The organism is Arthrobacter sp. AFG7.2 (assembly GCF_002892835.1).
Classification (GTDB): Bacteria; Actinomycetota; Actinomycetes; order Actinomycetales; family Micrococcaceae; genus Arthrobacter.
This window is the reverse complement of sequence record NZ_PJMB01000002.1, coordinates 398,295-415,623: the sequence shown is the minus strand read 5'-3', so window position 1 is coordinate 415,623 and position 17,329 is coordinate 398,295. Positions and strand designations below refer to the sequence as shown.

Annotated in this window: 17 protein-coding genes; 5 read left to right on the top strand and 12 right to left on the bottom strand. The window is 65.1% G+C overall.

What is annotated here, in order from left to right:
- Position 1: 1 nt before the first annotated feature.
- Positions 2–877 (bottom strand): universal stress protein, encoded by an 876-nt coding sequence (locus CXX84_RS05675; RefSeq protein ID WP_102975715.1) that lies wholly within the window; start codon positions 875–877, stop codon positions 2–4.
- Positions 878–918: 41 nt separating this feature from the next.
- On the bottom strand, positions 919–1,380 hold the full coding sequence (locus CXX84_RS05670; RefSeq protein WP_102975714.1) for a pyridoxamine 5'-phosphate oxidase family protein: 462 nt from the start codon (positions 1,378–1,380) through the stop codon (positions 919–921).
- Between the two features lie 273 nt (positions 1,381–1,653).
- Here CXX84_RS05670 and CXX84_RS05665 point away from each other — a divergent pair, with 273 nt between their 5' ends.
- Positions 1,654–3,309, top strand: a complete 1,656-nt coding sequence (locus CXX84_RS05665) for a GAF domain-containing sensor histidine kinase (protein ID WP_102975713.1) — start codon at positions 1,654–1,656, stop codon at positions 3,307–3,309.
- A 36-nt stretch (positions 3,310–3,345) separates the two neighbouring features.
- Here CXX84_RS05665 and CXX84_RS05660 read toward each other — a convergent pair whose 3' ends face one another.
- Complete coding sequence (locus CXX84_RS05660) at positions 3,346–4,026, bottom strand: response regulator transcription factor (RefSeq protein ID WP_223252984.1); 681 nt, start codon at positions 4,024–4,026, stop codon at positions 3,346–3,348.
- Between the two features lie 249 nt (positions 4,027–4,275).
- Between CXX84_RS05660 and CXX84_RS05655 the strand changes: the two genes are divergently transcribed.
- Entirely contained in the window at positions 4,276–4,776 is a 501-nt protein-coding gene (locus CXX84_RS05655) for a universal stress protein (RefSeq protein WP_102975711.1), read from the top strand.
- Positions 4,777–4,789: 13 nt separating this feature from the next.
- Here CXX84_RS05655 and CXX84_RS05650 read toward each other — a convergent pair whose 3' ends face one another.
- A complete protein-coding gene (locus tag CXX84_RS05650; RefSeq protein ID WP_102975710.1) occupies positions 4,790–5,317 on the bottom strand; it encodes a hemerythrin domain-containing protein in 528 nt (175 codons plus the stop codon).
- A gap of 234 nt (positions 5,318–5,551) precedes the next feature.
- On the opposite strand from CXX84_RS05650, the gene CXX84_RS05645 reads away from it, so the two are divergent.
- On the top strand, positions 5,552–6,163 hold the full coding sequence (locus CXX84_RS05645) for a hypothetical protein (protein ID WP_102975885.1): 612 nt from the start codon (positions 5,552–5,554) through the stop codon (positions 6,161–6,163).
- A 19-nt stretch (positions 6,164–6,182) separates the two neighbouring features.
- Here the strand turns inward: CXX84_RS05645 and CXX84_RS05640 are convergent, their stop codons facing one another.
- From CXX84_RS05640 to CXX84_RS05615, 6 genes are all read right to left on the bottom strand, one after another.
- Positions 6,183–8,987, bottom strand: a complete 2,805-nt coding sequence (locus CXX84_RS05640) for an HAD-IC family P-type ATPase (RefSeq protein ID WP_102975709.1) — start codon at positions 8,985–8,987, stop codon at positions 6,183–6,185.
- Positions 8,988–9,004: 17 nt separating this feature from the next.
- Positions 9,005–9,982 (bottom strand): polysaccharide deacetylase family protein, encoded by a 978-nt coding sequence (locus CXX84_RS05635; protein ID WP_223252983.1) that lies wholly within the window; start codon positions 9,980–9,982, stop codon positions 9,005–9,007.
- Positions 9,983–10,004: 22 nt separating this feature from the next.
- Positions 10,005–10,454 (bottom strand): universal stress protein, encoded by a 450-nt coding sequence (locus CXX84_RS05630; protein ID WP_102975708.1) that lies wholly within the window; start codon positions 10,452–10,454, stop codon positions 10,005–10,007.
- A gap of 130 nt (positions 10,455–10,584) precedes the next feature.
- Positions 10,585–10,941, bottom strand: coding sequence for a hypothetical protein (locus CXX84_RS05625; protein ID WP_102975707.1), 357 nt, complete (start codon positions 10,939–10,941; stop codon positions 10,585–10,587).
- The gene (locus tag CXX84_RS05620) at positions 10,938–12,614 is read right to left on the bottom strand and encodes a DUF4389 domain-containing protein (protein ID WP_223252982.1); all 1,677 of its coding nucleotides are present in this window, start codon (positions 12,612–12,614) and stop codon (positions 10,938–10,940) included. The genes CXX84_RS05625 and CXX84_RS05620 overlap by 4 nt, the downstream gene beginning before the upstream one ends.
- Positions 12,615–12,670: 56 nt before the next feature.
- Complete coding sequence (locus CXX84_RS05615; protein ID WP_102975706.1) at positions 12,671–13,537, bottom strand: universal stress protein; 867 nt, start codon at positions 13,535–13,537, stop codon at positions 12,671–12,673.
- Between the two features lie 252 nt (positions 13,538–13,789).
- Here CXX84_RS05615 and CXX84_RS05610 point away from each other — a divergent pair, with 252 nt between their 5' ends.
- Together CXX84_RS05610 and CXX84_RS05605 are read left to right on the top strand one after the other, a co-directional pair.
- Entirely contained in the window at positions 13,790–14,221 is a 432-nt protein-coding gene (locus CXX84_RS05610; protein WP_102975705.1) for a hypothetical protein, read from the top strand.
- Between the two features lie 301 nt (positions 14,222–14,522).
- A complete protein-coding gene (locus tag CXX84_RS05605; protein ID WP_102975704.1) occupies positions 14,523–14,780 on the top strand; it encodes an SHOCT domain-containing protein in 258 nt (85 codons plus the stop codon).
- 315 nt (positions 14,781–15,095) lie between these two features.
- Here the strand turns inward: CXX84_RS05605 and CXX84_RS05600 are convergent, their stop codons facing one another.
- Positions 15,096–15,854 (bottom strand): SDR family NAD(P)-dependent oxidoreductase, encoded by a 759-nt coding sequence (locus CXX84_RS05600; RefSeq protein ID WP_102975703.1) that lies wholly within the window; start codon positions 15,852–15,854, stop codon positions 15,096–15,098.
- 12 nt (positions 15,855–15,866) lie between these two features.
- A complete protein-coding gene (locus tag CXX84_RS05595; protein WP_102975702.1) occupies positions 15,867–17,081 on the bottom strand; it encodes a globin domain-containing protein in 1,215 nt (404 codons plus the stop codon).
- Between the last annotated feature and the right edge of the window lie 248 nt (positions 17,082–17,329).

Below are 17,329 nucleotides of genomic sequence, written 5' to 3'. Positions count from 1 at the left end.
GTCATGTCTCGTGCCGGGTCTTTCTAAGCCGGGTGATCACCGTGGGGCAGGAAGGCTGGCTCAGGACGCCATGCGCCGTCGACCCCAGGAGAAGCCTGCCGAAGCTGCCCCTGCCCCGGCTGCCCAGGACCAGTAACCTGGCATTGGCGGCGGCCCGGACCAGGGCGTCGGCGGGTTCCAGGACAGTTTCCAGGACTCCGTGCACCACAAGGCCGGGATAGTCCTGGCGGAGTCCGGCGACAGTTTCGGACAGGACGATCTGCTCCTCTTCAACCACGTGTTCGGCGAAGCTGCTGGACGGGAGCCCGGCACTGATCCAGCGGTTGGGGCCCGTGAAGGCATAGAGCACGGTGAGTTCCTCACCGAGTGCATCAGCCTCGGACGCCGCGAAGGCCACGGCCTGCGTGGACTCCTGCGACCCGTCCACACCCACCACAACGCCTTGCCCGGCGTCCTGGCCCGGTCCGATCACCGCCACCGGACATTCTGCCGCGGCCGCCACCTGGAGTGCCCTGTCAGTCAGTGCACCCCGGGAATGGCCGCTGCTGCCCAGGACCAGCATGGCGGCCTTCTGTGAATACTCGCCGAGTGACGCCCCCACGCTCCCCTCCAGCAGTTCAACGGAAACCTGCAGGTCCGGCTCCGCTGCGCGCACCCTTTCCCCTGCCTCCTTCAGCATGTCAAGAGCGGAAGTGCGCAACACGTCGATATAGGGAAGCGCCTCAAGCGCCTCGCCCGCCATCCAACGGTCGTCCAGGACATGCAGGACAGCCAGGGGCACCTTCAGCCTGCGGGCGCGGGCGGCTGCCCATGCCAGGGCGGCATTGGCAGGAGAGGAATCGATGATGCCGACGGCGATGGGCTTGCTTGCGTCCATTGGTAACCTTCCGTGGTGGTGAATCTTCGAGGCGTGGCGCCTCAGGCTTTTCCGGCCGGCTCCTGCGGCGCCCACCAGTGGGTTGGCGGAGCGATAACGAATCTCCGCCCGGTGATCTCCTCGGGCGTGACCCTGATCAGGCTCTCCTTGGGTCCTGCCTGCCAGGGTGACAAACCGGCGTCCGCCGCGTCCTGGAACTCCTCGGCATCGTCCACGAGTACGGCGTGCCCCTTCACCACCACGCTCCATGCGATGGTGCCGTACTGGTTCAGCCCGTCGGCTTCCAGGGACACGGCCTTGCGTCCGGCCACGGCGTCCATCTTCGTTCCCGGGCCGGTGCGTATCAGCAACGTTCCGTTGCTTGGCACGTAGTTAACCGGAAGTATCTCCACGCCGTCACCGCGGGTGAAGGCTATCCTGCAGAGGGATGTTGACCGCAGGTATCTCCAGCAGTCATGCAGTCCAAGGCTCTCGGCTTCCGGTTCTGTTTCAGCTGTATCCATGGCCGTAGCCTAAGCGGGAGATTCCCCCGGGGCTAGGGAAGAAGGTCCCGCGGCACTTCGGTTGCCGGGAGACGGGTTGGTTGGACCTGGACAGGGACTTCAGCCCTTGACTTACTCTCTTAGACTGATGCCAAGACATCACTCGTGCTCAGGAGTGTGGCGCCGACGGGGGAAGCGTTCTCCGGCCGCGTGCAGCACTGTTGAGGGCCCGCAACGGTGCGGGCAGTTTCCACAGGAGGTCCGACCATGAGTCCTGAGTCCTGGAGCTCTCCGATGAAAGAAAGGGCCGAGGACCTCCTGCGGGATTTTGTGTCCCGGGCAGATGAACTGCTGCAGACCCAGGACCGGATGAACGGCCTCCTGGCCGCCGTCGTGGCACTGGCCGAGGATCTCAGCCTGGAGGCGGTCCTGGACCGCCTGGTGAAATCAGCGTGCGGACTGGTCGGCGCCAAATACGGTGCGATGGGGGTCATCGGGGAGGACCGCAGCCTGAGCCACTTCATCACAGTGGGCATCGGGGAGGAGGACATAAAGTCCATCGGGGAATTACCTACCGGGCACGGGGTCCTGGGTCATCTGATTCGTGAGCCGCAGCCCCTGCGGCTGCACGATCTTGGCCAGCACCCCATTGCGTCGGGATTTCCTCCCAATCATCCGCCGATGAAAACCTTCCTCGGAGTGCCGGTGCGCGTCCGGGACGAAGTGTACGGAAATCTTTACCTGACGGAAAAGGACGGCGGGCAGGACTTCACCCCCGAGGATGAAGACCTTGCCATGGCTTTGGCCGCCGCAGCCGGTGTGGCAATTCAGAATGCGCGCCTCTTCGAAGACAGCAAGCTCCGGCAGAAATGGCTGGAGGCCGGGCTGGAGCTGAGTGGCCAGCTGATCATGGCCCCTCAGCCGGGGAAGGGTGAAAACCTGGACCTTGTAGCCGAAACAGCGCTGAAGGTATCGGACTCCGCACTTGCTGTCATTGCTGTTCCCACTGCTGACGGTGTCCTGAGATGCCGGTCCTCCCTGGGGGTCCAGGGATTGCAGGCGGGGCAGGAAATCACCGCCTCCGACGTCATCTCCAGAGTGGCCGAAACAGGGGAGTCCCTCCTGGTGCGGGACGCCCGGCAGGTTTTTGCTGACGAGGTGGCGGAAAAGCTGGGTCCGGTCCTGGTGTGTGCCATTGGCCACAGCAACAGTGAAGACGGCGTGCTGATCCTCGCCCGGGCGCAGGGCTCGGCTGCCTACAATCAGGCCGAAGTGGACTCCAGTTCGCTTTTCGGCAGCAGGATCGGGCTGGCGCTTGACCTGGTACGCGCCAATGCCCTGCGGGAACAGAACCTCCTGTTCACCGACCGGGAGCGCATCGCCCGGGACCTGCATGACCTCGTGATTCAGCGTTTGTTCGCGTCAGGGTTGAGCATCCAGAGCCTGCGCCGCTACACGCTCGACCCCATCGCCCACGAGCGGATCGCCGCCGTGACGTCGGAACTCGATGACACCATCAGGAAACTGAGGGACACCATATACTCACTTCGGACAGGGGAGGAAGCCCGTGAACCGCTCACGAGCCGTGTCCTGAGGGTTGTCCAGGAAGGCTCGCGCAGTTACTCCGTGGCACCGAAGGTTGCCTTTGCGGGACCCGTGGACGACGCGGTCCGGGAAAACGTTGCCGGTCACTTGCTGTCCGTTCTTTCTGAGGGGCTCAGCAACGCCGCCCGGCACTCCGGTGCCCAGGACATCCGGGTTACAGTGTCAGCCAGCCGGCACCAGGTAGAGCTTGTGATTACCGACGACGGCTGCGGTTTCCTCGAGCCGGCGCGGGTCAGCGGCCTGGGAAATATGCGGCAACGGGCGGAACTTCTGGGCGGTGCCTGCGTCATCCAGAGCTCACCAGGAGAAGGTACACGGGTAGAGTGGACCGCCAATCACCAGTGATGCGACCGGAAAGCACCTTCCCCCGCGCCTGGCCCTTTACTGCGTTTCATGGCTGCTTCGGGTCACGTACACCGCGGCCTGGGTCCGCCGTTCAAAGCCAAGTTTCGCCAGGATGGACGAGACATAGTTTTTGACGGTCTTCTCCGCCAAAAAGAGATCCTCACCAATTTGCCGGTTGGTCAACCCCTGGCCGATCAGCGTGAGAACCTTTTGTTCCTGGGCGCTGAGGCCGTCCATCCGTGGATCGGTCGGGGTTTTGGTCAGGCCCTCCATCACCCGCTGCTCAACCCCCGGCTCGAACAGCGACTCGCCTGCAGCAGCCTTACGGATCCCCGCGAGGAGGTCGTCGCTCCGGATTTGTTTGAGGATGTAGCCGGACGCGCCCGCAAGGACCGCACCCCGCAGGGCCTGCTCGTCGTCGTAACTGGTCAGGATCAGGCAGTGCAGGCGGGGGTCCAGCGAGCGCACATCACGGCATACCTCAATGCCGGTGCCGTCCGGGAGCCTTCCGTCCAGGATTGCGATATCCGGTTGGAGGGCAGGGATCCTGCGTGTTGCTTCCGCTGCTGACCCGCTTTCGCCGACCACCACGAAACCCTCACCCTCCAGCAGGTCCTTCAGGCCCTGCCTCACAAGTTCGTGGTCATCGAGGATGAACACCCGCAGCGGCGTCCGCGGATCTACAGCTCCCTCGGAGCCTGATTCATGCCTTTGCACCCAATGCTCCCAACGTGGTGAGGACCAGCCCGCACCGTTGTGCGAGGCAGCCCAGCGCCTGGGCTTCATCCCATTGTTCCCTGCCTGCAGGGTCAGCTGGTAGGGACCAAGGTCTGGAAACGAAACGAACAATTCGGGGGAGGGGCCGCTGCAGCCACGCCGGCAATCTGGGCGTCCGGTGACTTTAGGCCCTAGCCCGGGGGCCGGGGGATGTCCAGTCTTGGAGCAGACCCAAGAGATCGGAGCCTTATGGATGCCCGGGAACGGCACCCCAAAATCATTGTGGGCGTGGATGGTTCTGACGCCTCGGTTGCAGCACTCCGTACGGCAGCTGCTTTGGCGGGGCCGCTTGAAGCATCAGTGGAAGCCTGGGCTTGCTGGGATGTGCCCGCCGGCTTTGGGCTCTACCTTGTGGTTGGCATTGAAGGATTTGAGTATGCCGCACAGCAGTCACTGGAGCAGGCCCTCACAGACGCTTTCGGCCAGGACCGGCCCGCCTTTGTGCACCCCAGGCTGGTGCGTGGAAAAGCCGGCGAGCAACTGATTGAAGGCAGCCGGAACGCCGCGCTCCTCATTGTTGGAAGGCGCGGCCACGGCAGCTTTGTGCCGGGTTCGGTGACTTCGGCATGCGTCAGCCACGCCCACTGCCCCGTCATGGTTATCCATGCCCCGGAGAAAAATCAGGAACCGGAGAAAAATGGCGGCGGCAAGGGCGCCCACGGCGGTGGAGGTGCCGACGGCGGGAAGTAAGCCCGCGCGTCAGTCAGCTTTGGTGCGTGCCGCCGTCGTGCGTCCCTGCGTGATGGCCCCCGCCTTCCCCCACCAGTTCATGCAGCCCCTGCACTGAGTCGGCAAGGGACATGCCGGCGGAGTCCACAATGTAGGGCATCAGGAGCCGGTTTTCCTTGTCCAGGTGCATGGCGAACAACCGCTGGATGGCGGCGCCGGCAACTGCTGCGGCAAGTCCGCTGGAGGTGCGCAGCTCTTCCACCAGGTCCACGATCACACGGTGCTCAGCCAGCATGCCCTCCACCAGGAGCCTGCCCTCGGGGGTGGCGCGCGGTCCGCCGTACAACGGACCCTCCTCTGCCAGGGCGTGGGGGACAAGCTCGCTGTCGCACCAGTCCACAAGTGTTGCCTGGGCTGTTCCCTCGGCACCTGTATCACCTGCCTCAACCGCTTCCATCAGGAGGGCCACAAGCCCGTTGAGATGCTTGAGCATGTGGGCATGGTGCCGCTCGACTGCCTGCAGTGCCTCCGCCTCGGAAGCAGCGTCCTTGCCGTGGTTCATGGTCCCTTACCGCTTTCTGTCCGGCATTTCTTCCCGGCGTTAACTATGACCATCAGGACCGGACGTCCGGCAGAGCCATTGGTCCCCTTTCCCGGCGAAGGTTTGAAGAGCAGGGGCAATGACTCGCCGGGAGGTGGGCCGCGGGGCTTCTGGCCCTGTTATTCGCCTCCCTGGCACCCCACTGTGGAGGAAACTGAGGGAGGACTGTGCAGGGTGGCTGCTGAGGGATCGGTTGTGGCACGCCGGAATGCTTTCCTTGCCCGCTGGGTGGGGTGGGTGAGCGTCGGCGAAAGCCTGGGGTTCCTTGCCCCCGCAACCGCCCAGGTCGTTTCGGCTGCGTTGTGGCCCCCGGCCATGGTTCCGCTGCTGGTGCTGGCTGGCTTCGCCGAGGGCGCGCTCCTGGGGTGGTTCCAGGTGCGGGTCCTCAAGACCTGGCTCCCCGCCGTGGCCATCCGCCGGTGGGTCCTGCTGACAGGTGCCGCGGCCGTTGTTGCCTGGACGGCAGGCTTGCTGACCTTCAGCAGTGAGGCCTGGCAGAACTGGCCGGAAGCTGCCCAGGCAGCGACGGGAGCCCTGGCCGCAGCGGTGATCCTGGTGTCGATCGGCTTCGCGCAGTGGCTGGAACTGCGGCGCCACGTCCCCGGAGCCTGGCGGTGGATAGCCGGAACTGCGGCTGGCTGGGCGGTGGGGCTGGGCGTCTTCATGGCCGTGACAACCCCGCTGTGGCAGCCCGGCCAGGACCTGTGGGTTACGGCGGCAATTGGGATTGGTGCTGCTGTCCTGATTGCGGTGGCCATGTCCGTGGTTACCGGCCTGGTGTTGGTGCGGATACTCCACAAGGGATGATGCAACAGCCGCCCCCTGGTCACCACTGCTGGAACGAATGGCGCCGGAAGCGCTTGTCCGCTGCGACCACCAGGGAAGCGAGCAGTGCGATGCCCAGGATCCGCAGCCATGTCTCCGCGCCGATGGGCGCCGTATGGAACAGCTCATTCATCAGGGGAAGGTACGTGATGGCCAGCTGCCCGGTTGCCTGCACCAGGACACCCAGGATGACCCAGCGGTTGCTGAAGAAGCCGATCCGCCAGACTGACCGGGTGAGGGAACGGCAGCTGAACAGGTAAAACGTTTCCACCGCAACAAAGAGGTTGACTGCCGCGGTCCGGGCTTCAGCGAGGGACGCGCCGCCTGCCAGTTCGAGTTCAAAGATCCACCAGGTCCCCGCCACGAGGAGGCTGGACACCAGCAGGACCCGAAGGGTGAGGATCCAGGTCAGGAGCGGACGGTCCGGGGTGCGCGGCGGGCGGGACATGAGGCCCGGTTCCTTCGGTTCGAAGGCCAGCATCAGGCCCAGGGCCACGGCGGTGGTCATGTTGATCCACAAGATCTGGGTGGGCAGGACGGGGAGCGTGGCGCCAACCAGGATGGCCACCAGGATCACCAGGCCTTCTCCCATATTGGTGGGCAGCGTCCAGACGATGAACTTGGTCAGGTTGTCAAAAACGTTCCTGCCTTCCTCCACGGCCGCCTCAATAGTGGCGAAGTCATCATCCGTGAGGACGATGTCTGCGGCCTCCTTGGCCACCTCCGTTCCGGAGCGTCCCATGGCGATGCCCACGTTTGCCTGGCGCAGCGCCGGCGCGTCATTGACGCCATCGCCCGTCATGGCCGCAACGTGTCCCCGTGACTGCAGGGCGCCAATCAGGCGGAGCTTCTGCTCCGGAGACACCCGTGCGAAAACAGTGGCCCGCTCCACGGCATCAGGGAGTTGTTCTGCGGGTATCGCTTCCAGTTCCGTTCCCGTCAGCGCTGTCCCGTCGGCACGGTCCGCGGTAAGGCCCACTGCCCTGGCGATGGTGGCGGCGGTTCCAACGTGGTCCCCGGTGATCATCTTGACCGCCACCCCTGCCTGGTGGCACGCCCGCACCGCTGCAGCTGCGGCCTCCCGCGGCGGGTCGAACATCGCCTGGAGCCCCGTCAGCGTCATCTGCCCCTGCAGGTCTGCCTCGTCAAGGGCGGTGCCGGCAGGCAGGGGCATCATGGCAGTCGCCAGGACCCTCAGTCCGGTGCCGGCAAACCGGTGGGCCCTGTCGAGGACCGCCTGCCCGGCAAGTTGACTGCTGCCGCCGTTGCTGTCCATTTGCCCCGCGCACAGCTCCAGCACCCGTTCCACGGCGCCCTTGACCAACACAATGCCCAAGCCGGCGCCGCTGCCGTCCGGGAGCCGGGGGGAGTGGAGCGTAGCCATGTACTGGCGCTCGGAAGTGAACGGCAGTGTGTGGCGGCGGGGATTGGCGGCGAGGAACTCCGGGGCGTCCACGCTTCCTTTGCCGGCCGCCACCAGCATTGCTGCCTCCGTAGGGTCCCCCTTGACCTGCCAGACGTGACCTTCCTTGACCACCTCGGCGTCATTGCAGGCGCCTCCCGCCAGGAGGGACCAGTACAGCGCCATATCCTGTGCCGCCGTCGTCGGCCCCCTGCCCGGTTTGGTGGCGTCAATGGCCCCCGCCCCTGCCGGAAAAATGTGCCCCTCCGGGCCGTAGCCGGAGCCAGTCACTTCATAACTGGCGGAGGGGGTCCAGAGCGCACGCACCGTCATTTGGTTTTCCGTGAACGTGCCGGTCTTGTCCGAGCAGATGACGGTGGTGCTGCCCAGCGTTTCCACCACCGGCAGCCTGCGGACCACGGCGCGGCGCCGGGCCATCCGGCGGACACCGATGGCGAGGGTCACCGTGACGGCGGCAGGCAGGCCCTCGGGGATGGCCCCCACAGCCAGTGCGACGGCCGCGGTAAACATTTGCGCGGGTTCCTGGCCGCGTGCCACGCCCACAAGGAAAGCCACGGCAGCCAGGGCAAGGATGGCCACCGTCAGGGTCATGCTGAAGCGTGCCAGTTTCTGTGTCAGGGGTGTGGCCACCGGCTTGACCGCACCCATGAGCCGATGAATCTCGCCGAGTTCTGTTTCGCCCCCGATTGCCACCACCACCCCGGCGCCCGTTCCCGCAGTCACCAGCGTCCCGCTGTAGACCATGTTGCGACGGTCCGCCACCGGTGTGGTCGGCGGAAGGACCACCTCGTCCTTTGCTACTGCTTCGGACTCGCCTGTCAGGGCGGATTCATCCGCCCGCAGGCCGGAGAGCCGGACCAGGCGGAGGTCCGCCGGCACCTTGTCGCCCGCTTCGAGCAGGACAAGGTCGCCGGGCACGAGCTCCTCCGAGGGCACCTCCTGCTTCTGTCCGCCCCTGATCACCACGGCGCGGGTGCGGACAAGGGAGTGGAGCGCATCCAGGGCAGCCTCTGCCCGGACTTCCTGGATGAACCCAATCGCCGTGTTCACCAGGACGACGGCGAGGATGACAATGGAGTCCAGGTATTCGCCGAGGAACAGCGTGACGGCTGCCGCGGCCAGCAGCACATATACCAGCGGGTTGTGGAACTGCCGCGCAAGTTTGCGGAAAATCCCCCCGCCCCGTGAGCGGGGAAGTACGTTGGCTCCGAACTGGGCCTTACGGCGGGTTACCTCTGCAGAAGCGAGGCCCTGCACGTGGTCTGTTTCAAGGAGCAGGACCACCTCGTGCAGGGGGAGGCCGTGGTGGGCCGGATCAGGCGTACCGTTTGGTCCCTGGCCGGACCTTTTGCCGGCGGTTCCTGGCTGCCGGGCCTTGTCCATGGCTGGGCCTTCCTGGCCTATGGGGCGAGCAGCACATCGAGGGTCACGAATCCGTACCCCTCGGCTCTGATCCGGTCGATGATGCCCGGCAGGGCATCGGCGTCAAGGGTTGTGCCGTCGTCGGGATTGGAGCCAATGTGCATGAGGACGATTTCGCCCGGCTGCAGGCCTGCCAGGGTACGGTCAGCGACGACCTGTGCGGAGGCGCCCCCGCTGGTGCCTTTCCACCCCAGGGTGTCCACGGTCCATCGGACGGCAACATAGCCAAGGTCGTTGACAGCAGCAATGGTGCGGGCATCCCGCTCACCGAAAGGGAAACGGAACAATGGCCTGGAGTCGGCCCCGACGGCCAGGATGACCTGCTCAGCCCCGCGGACCTGCTGTCTGATCTGAGCGGTGTTGAGGCCGGTGAAACCGGGATGGGTCATGGAGTGGTTGGCCACCCGGTGCCCGGCCGAAAAAATCTGCCCCACCCCGCCGGGGTTGGCCTCTACCCAGTTCCCGGTAAGGAAGAACGTGCCGGCCACGCCCTTTGCCGACAGAGTGGACAGGATCTTCGGCAAGCCTGCCGCGTTGGCGCCGGCATCAAAAGTCAGCGCCACCACGCGGCCCGCGCCCGGGAGGACCGTGAGGTCCTGGTTGCGGAGCGGGGCCGGGAACGGCACGCCGGGCGTGGCAGGGTCCGGCTCTTCCTCCGGCGGGGGCGGCGGTGTGACTGGAACGGGTGGCACGGTGGCCGGCGGCTGGACGGGGTTTTGGCCTGCCTCGGGCGTTTCCGTGGATGCTTCCGTGGCCTCGGCTGCAGAGGGAGAGGCAGTGGATACGTCCGGGCTGGGGCTGCCGGGGCTGCTGGAGCTGCCCGGAGAGCCGGACGACGCGGCCGACGGCGGCGGACTCTCCGCTGCCGGCTGGAGCAGCACGGCAAGGACAAAGGTGACAGCAAGCAGGGCCAGCACGACGGCGATGGCCACCACCCGCCGTCGGCCGCCCTCCACGTTCTCCGCCTCCAGGACGTTTTTACGAGCGTTCGTCCGGTGTGTGGACCACCAGCACCGGGCAGTGGGCGTGGGCCACCAGGGCCGAGCTGACCGAGCCCAGCAGCAGGCCGCCAAAACCTCCGTGGCCACGCCTTCCCACCACCACCAGATCGGCGTCGCGGGTGGCCTCAATCAGCGCGTCCCGCGGGTGGCCGCGCACCAGGTTGGTAACAACGTTCGACGGCGTTTCGTCACCGAACGCTGTCCTGACCGCCTCATCGAGGATCTGCCCGGCGCGTTCTTCGAAACCTTCAATGCCCACCATCACGTAGCCTGCGTAAACCTGCGGGTAATCCCAGTACGCATTGGCCAGGACCTTGGCTCCCAGGGGCAGTGCCAGGCGCTGGGCCTGCCGGAGCGCCTCGATGGAGGGCTCTGATCCATCCACTCCTACAACAATCCGGGCGAATGGTGCTCCAGCAGTATTCATCTCAGCTCCTTACAGGGCCATGCGGTCATTCGTAATGATGTCCCGGCCAAAGAACGGGAGGTAGGGCCGAAAGTCACTGCAGGGGGCGCTCCCCAAGGATGCTCCGCTGATCCTTTTTATCGCCTGGTTTTCACCGGGTAGCCATGGCAACAGCAATGATGGCGGCATTGATCAGCAGGTTGAGCGAAAGCCAGCGGTTGAAGACCAGCACGGTGAGCAGCAACGAGACCGCAGCTCCCGTGACAGCCGCAACTCCTGCCCGTGGGGCGCCGGCCAGGACCGCGGCGCCCGAGATGACGAAAATTGCGGTGGCTGCGAGCGCGAGCATTACCGGGAGGGAACGGGCTGGCCCATCGGAACCCAACCGGGTTGCCAGCCATGAATGCCTGGGATCAAACGGTGCCTTTGCCGGATCAAACGGTGTGCACCAGATTCCGGCGTGGATCAGCCCATGAGCTATCAGGAACAGGCCTGCCAGCCAGGTCATGGCCCGGGGGCAGGGCTCGTTCCGGGGCGGGGTGCTTCATGGTGCGGAGGTTCCTGTTGGGCGGGTTCCCATGGTGGTGGTTCATTGTGGGGTGGTTCCAGCGCCGGGGTCACTTCACCAGGTCCCTGGTCGAGCCGGAACGGAGGGTATTCATCCCGCATCAGGGCCGTGTAGGCCAGTACACGGTAGATCCACCGGTTGATGCCAAGGATCAGATCGAACAGCGGACGCTGGTACCGGCCGGTGAAGAGCAGGGCCACCACGGCGACCAGTACGAGCAACCCCAGCAGGGACGGGCCCGTTGCGCGTTCATAGGTGGTTCCCAGATCCCCTGTTTCTGTCCGCCAGGTCCAGGTGTTGCCGGCCAGGGCGGCGACGATGAGCAGGTGCGGGAGGGACAGGAGCCACCATTTGACCAGGACCAGTCCCCGGGAGAGCCGCTCTGGGTAGTCCACTTCAAAATCAGCCGGATAGTTGGTGCGGGCCAGGGTGAAGGGCGGATAGAGGTCAGTGCCCGCGGCGGCATAGGCATAAAAGGCCACCCTCCAGTTCCAGCGCAGGACTCCAACGTTAAAGTCGAACAGCGGCCGGGGGTAGCGGCCCGTGAACAGGATGGCGAACCCCGCAAAAATCGTCGTCACTAGGAACGCAAACCACAGGAAAACCAGCACGATGAAGTGCGGAATGGCAAGGAACCATTTCACCAGCCACATGGCCCTTGACAGGCCCGGGTCAAGCTGGCCGAAGAGCCGGGCAGGGTATGGGGCCCGGTCGGCCTGGTCCGCGATGCCGGGCCTGGGCGCCGGGGGGACGCCCGGGCTGCCGGCTCCCTGCAGGCCGGGCACTCCTGAGGCTCCGGCCGTCCCTGTTCCGGGCCCTCCTGGTGCATATCCGGGTGGTGGCACGTATCCGGGCGGCGGCCCATAGCCGGACGTCGGTCCGTACCCGGTTGGCGGCCCATACCCCGGCGGCGGTCCGGCAGGCCCCCCGGAATGCGGGCCCGTGTGCCGGCCCAGTCCGACGGCTCCCAGGATCAGCAAGGGAATCCCGACTACCAGTGCAACTGCCCCTCCCACCAGCAGGCCGGTGGCGGCCGGCCTGATCAGGTCCGAACGGAAGCCTGCCTGCACCTGGGCGTCAACCCCCTGGCTGCCGTCTGCATTCATGATGACTATTTCCCAGCTGCCGGCGGCAAGGTTCCACGTAAGCTCCTGCTGGCCGGGGCCGGAGGTGGACGTGCTCCAAAACGTTTGTTCTCCTGGGGGCGCGGGAGGGGTGGTGCCCGGAATGTCGCGGTATTCCGCCCGGAAGGGACGGCTGTCCACCTCAATCAGTTCCGAGTGATGCACGCCGGAAAGGTACCGCTCGACGTCGTCCTGCGGAGCGACTCCTATGAAGATCTCCTTCCCGGGGTCTGTGGAGGATGCCCGCAGCCGGAGCGTCCCGACGTCGAACGGCAAGCGCGGTGGGACGCCCTCACCCACGGCATCAAGGCGGGGGGTGGTCAAGGCGTGGGATCCCACAGCCAGGCGGGCGGTGCCGGAGGTGAGGTAGCCGTCGCCCTGGGCGGACCCCACCACTGAGGCGACGGCGCCGCCGGCCAAGGTGGCAAGGCCAATCAGCGAGATGAGGATCCCGAGGATAAGCATGATTACTGACGCGGTCTTTTTCATGATGCCAACCCGAAAAGTAGGAGGTAGGGACGAGAGGGACGGTGCCGAACCCTCCGTTAGTTTTTGTTCTTTGCGGCCTGGATGCGGGTGATAACGGTGGGACAGGGCAGATGCCTGAGGACTCCGTGGGTTGTAGACCCGAGCAGGATTCTTTTGATGGCGCCCCTGCCCCGGCTTCCCACCACGAGCATCCTCGCGTTGGCCGCGGCGGCCACCAGGGCTTCCACCGGCCCCCGCTCGGTTTCAAGAATCTGATGCACCGTCACGCTTGGATAGTCCTCCTTGAGCCCGGCCACGGTTTCCGCCAGGACAAGGCGCTCTTCTTCGGCAATGAGGTCTGCGAGGCTGGTGGCGTTCAGGCCTGCATCGCCAACGCGGTCAGGGGCGATAATGACATACACGACGGTGAGGTCATCACCTTCACGGTCAGCCTCAGCGGCAGCGAAAGCGACCGCCTGGGTCGCTTCCTTCGAACCGTCAACCCCCACCACCACGCCGGAACGGCCGTCTGTGTCCTGCGTTCCCACCACAGCCACAGGCACCTTGGACGCGGCTGCAACCTGGAGCGCCCGGTCAGCCAGGGAACCGCCAAGGTGTCCGGTGCCCGAGCCCACCACCATCATTGACGCTTTGCCTGAGTACTTCGCCAGGGAGCCGGCGATGCTTCCGGTCAGCAGCCGGGTGGTGATGGTGATGGGGAAAGTGTCCCGGACACGCCCGGCCGCGATCTGCAGGAGCCTGTCACCGGCTTCTTCCAGGACGCCGGTCCAGGGATAGGGTTCCGCCACCCACCGGTCATCGACCACGTGGAGTATGACCAGCGGCAAACCGGCGCGCCCGGACCGCCGTGCAGCCCACAGCACTGCCGCCTGGCTCTGCGGCGAATCGTTGGTGGCGACGGCAATAGGTTTACGGGCTGTCATTGCCTGGCTTCCTGGTTTGCGCGGGCGTGGTCAAGTACAACAGTGGCCTGGAGCCCGCTACGGACATAGGGCCAAAGGTCACGGCAAATGCCGCCTTGACGTGGTTAATCCTGATCGGGGGCTTTAGCTGCGCTGGGCCCGGGGACCTGTGCTCGCGGCAGATGGATGGGCAGCCGGGAGGTTAGCGCCGGCACCACTTCGTCAGTATGCTGACTATTGCCCGGCTTACCTGTTCGAGAGAAAGGCATCACCATGACGGAACAGAACCTCCCCGATGACGAGCTTGAAGTTGTCCAGGATGACGACGTGCTTCTCGATGAGACTCCCGGTGCAGCTTCCTCCCTTGAGCTTGACCCTGTAAGGGGCGAGCCGGACAGCTACCCCGGCGCTGCGGAGAACAACCCGGACCGCTGGCAGGAGGACCCGCTGCTTCAGGATGAGGCGGTTTCCGGAGAAGAAGAAGATTTCATCAGCGACCAGACCTTCCGGGACGAGACAGCGCAGGCCCGCGCCGCAGCTGATGGCCCGCAGGAAGCTTCGGCAACACCCACCCTTGGTGAGGCGGTTGCAGATGTCGACTTTGGCGAAAACCCCTCCGGCCCGGAGTCCGAGGGCAGTGACGACACGGAAAACTTCGGCGGTTCCCCGCTTAGCGAGTTTGAACCAGACGACCTGGAGCGGTAAGGAGCATCTACGACGGCGGCTGCGTCCGGGCGGAGGGGTCGCCTAACGGGGTGTTCCAGTACTTTGGGCATTCCGGAGGGCGTGCGCTGCCCGGACCAGGGCCGCTTGCGTGATTGCTGGAGTAGTTGCCCGGCAGGCAGTTCCGTTTCCCCCTGTGGAGCCCTTGGAAGGACTTGGCCCGCCAGTGCTTCCACCGTTCCCGGGGCTGGACGGGTACTGGGGGACGAAAGACTCTGTCGCTGAATCCGGATCTGCGGGACAGTCGAGCTGGGAGTATGGCCCCGGGACGGAAGGATCCGCGATGATGTACTGGGACGGGAACATGGGTGCCTGGGGCTACATCCTGATGGTGGTCAGCTTCATCCTCTTCTGGGGCGCCATCATCGCTGCCATTGTCGTTTTTGCCCGCTCCATGGGGCCCGGTGGCCGCAGGCGCGGCAACAGCGGAGCCGGCGGCGCCGCGGAGGACCTGCTCGCCGAGCGTTTTGCCCGTGGCGAAATAGACGAGACGGAATACACTGCACGCCTGGCGGCGCTCCGCCCCGCCCACAGAGCCTGAATGTGCTCGACCTGCCGGGGAAGTCGGGGCCTGTCAGCGTCCATACCAACGGTTCCACCACGTACTGGACCAGGCTGCCACCGCCGGCTGGCAGGTACTCCGGGAAGCCCACGGACTGCGCGTCCTCCTCGCAGGTCTTAGGGCGGGCACCACCACTGAGGGAATTCAGGCTGCGGTGGCCGGCGCACTCACTGCGGCAGGCATTATCGGGACACCTGTCGACGTGACAGTGGTGGACCGGCTTGAACGGACGCCACTGGGAAAGGCCCCCTTCGTCCGCCGCCTTAAGCGGTAAGCATCCCGCCAGCCGAGCACTCAGACCGCGGTATAGCCTCCGTCCACCAGGTAATATCCACCGGTTATAAAAGATGCTTCTTCAGACAGGAGGAAGCTGACGAGGTGCGCAACTTCCTCGGCGGTACCCAGCCGGTTGAGGGCGTGCTTGCCTTCCAGGACCTGCAGGATCTCGGGGCTGAGGCTGTTCTCCACCAGGGGAGTCCGGATGTAGCCCGGCCCGACGGAGTTGATGCGCAGGCCCTGGGGACCGTACTCCGCGGCGGCATTCCTGGTGATTCCCACCACGCCGTGCTTCGCAGCGGTGTAAGCGCCGTTGCCCGGGGCGGCGACAGCGCCGTGGATGGAGGCCATGTTCACGATGGCACACCGTTGCGCACCGGCTTCCAGCATCCGGGGAATCTGGTAGCGCATGCCGTAGAGGACCCCGTTGAGGTTGATGCCGATGACCTTGTCCCACTCGTCCAGGTCCGTCTCCCCGGCTGGCGCCTGCTTGCCGCCGATGCCCGCGTTGTTTACCGCCAGGTGCAGGGCCCCGTAGGTGTCCACCGCATACCGGACCACCATTTCAGCATCAGCCTTGCTGGCAGTGTCCTGCCGAACCGCCGAGGCTGTCCCTCCGGCGTCGGAAATTTCTTTGACGACGCGCTGCGCCGCCTCAAGGTTGATGTCGGTCACCACAACATTTGCGCCCTTGGCGGCAAGCTCCTTGCTGATTGCTTCCCCGATGCCGGAGCCCCCGCCGGTGACCAGGGCCACTTTTCCTGTTAACTGTTCCATGATGGTTTCCTTTTACTGGAAGTCGGCCTGCCAGAGGTCCGGCCCGAACACCTCGTACTGAATGTCCTTGGCCGGAACGCCCCTGGCAATGAGGCCGCTCCGCACGGACTGCAGGAACGGCAAGGGGCCGCACAGATAATATTCGGCCCCGATAGGGTGCTCGATGGCGTTGACGTCCATAAACCCGCTGAAGCTGGAGGAGCCGGCCGTCTGGTCCTGGTTGGCGTCCTGGTTAAGGAACCAGGTGTGCATCGATCCGTCGGCCAGCAGGGCGAGGTCCTGGGTGACCTGGTTGCGCAGGGGAAATGATTCAGGGCTGTCGTCGGCGTGCAGGAGCATTACCTGGCGCTGGCTGCCGGATTTCACCAGGTGCGAGAGCATCCCGGCCATCGGCGTGATCCCGATCCCTGCGCTGGCCATGACCACAGGCCTGTCCGTGTACTCCAGGACCACATCGCCGAAGGGGGCTGAGAGCACAACTTCGTCGCCCACCTTCACGTCGTGATGCAGGAGGTTGGACATTTCGCCATCCGGCGTTCCCTGCCCGTGCACCCGCTTGACGGCAAAGTGGCGGTGCTTGCCGTCGTCGGCACGGGTAAGGCTGTATTGCCGTGGCTGGTGGACGCCGTCCTTCATGAGCATCTTGAGGGTCACGTACTGCCCTGGCAGGGAAGGCTTCACCTCCCGTTCGTCGACGCGTTCCACAACGAAAGTCACGACGTCGTCGGTCTCCTGGATGCGCTCGGCCACCCGCCAGGTGCGCCAGATGGTTTCCGGGGACAAGTGCACGGCGTTGTACAGCCCGCGTTCCTGGTTGATCAGCATGTTACCCATCAGCCAGTAGACCTCGTCCCACGCGGCGGCAACCTCCGGCGTCACGGCCTCGCCAAGAACATCCACGATGGCCCAGAACAGGTGTTCGTGGACGATCTGGTACTGGTCCGGATGCAGGCCGAGCGACACATGCTTGTGGGCCACCCTGGACAGCAGGTGGTCCGGCAGTTGGTCCGGCTTCTCCACGAGGTACCTGGCAAAGGCTGCGATGGATCCGGCCAGCGCCTGCTGCTGCCGGCCGTCAGCCTGGTTTCCCCGGTTGAAGAGGCCGTCCAAAAGGTCCGGCCGCGCCTCAAACATGTGCTGGTAGAACCGTTTGGCGATTTCCTGGATGTTTTCGCCGACCACAGGCAGCGTTGCCTTGATGACGGGAAGAGAGGTGTCAGAGAGCATGGTGGAGCCTTCCGGATGACGGGGTGGTGGCAGGGCGGACTGGTCTCAGGAGTGCAAATGTAGCAGCGCCTGAAAGCATGCTGATAGGGGCAATGGACCCTGGTTCCGTACCTGCGCAAGCCACCACCCGCCCCGGGTGCCCCGCTTCTTTCCGACGCCGGTGCAGGGGAGTACTCTGGGGTGACCGTAAGGAAGAATGCGGCAGCCATCGAAGATTGGATGACAATTTCCGGCATCCTGAGGATGCC